Annotated in this window: 2 tRNA genes and 1 rRNA gene; all 3 read left to right on the forward strand. The window is 49.4% G+C overall.

The features are described from left to right. Positions 1-89 (forward strand): 5S ribosomal RNA (gene rrf / locus LCF57_RS23270); the annotation flags it as partial. A gap of 38 nt (positions 90-127) precedes the next feature. After that, positions 128-204, forward strand: a tRNA-Ile gene (locus LCF57_RS23275). A gap of 20 nt (positions 205-224) precedes the next feature. Beyond that, positions 225-300: transfer RNA gene (locus LCF57_RS23280), tRNA-Ala, on the forward strand. Positions 301-506 lie beyond the last annotated feature (206 nt).

The following is a 506-nucleotide window of genomic DNA, read 5'->3' on the forward strand; positions in this document are numbered from 1 at the left end:
ACGTACCCATCCCGAACACGACCGTTAAGCCCTCCAGCGCCGATGGTACTTGGACCGCAGGGTCCTGGGAGAGTAGGACGTTGCCAAGCGCAACCACTAAAGAAGAATTTCTTTGGTGGTTTATTATGGGCCCTTAGCTCAGCTGGTTAGAGCGCACCCCTGATAAGGGTGAGGTCGGTGGTTCGAGTCCACTAGGGCCCACCATATAACTTTATGTTTCCTTTGGGGCCATAGCTCAGCTGGGAGAGCGCCTGCCTTGCAAGCAGGAGGTCAGCGGTTCGATCCCGCTTGGCTCCACCAAAAAAAAGATTTATTAATATTGCACCTTGAAAACTGGATACCGAAACGAATTGCGTTTTAGAATATTCCTTTAAGCTGATCTTGTGTAAGCAAGTGAAATAAAGGTAGTCAATCGTATTTACATTGTAAATACTAGGTTAAGCTACAAAGAGCACACGGAGGATGCCTAGGCGCCAGGAGCCGACGAAGGACGTGGCGAACAACGA

It is taken from the genome of Paenibacillus sp. BJ-4 (assembly GCF_020404765.1).
GTDB lineage: Bacteria > Bacillota > Bacilli > Paenibacillales > Paenibacillaceae > Paenibacillus.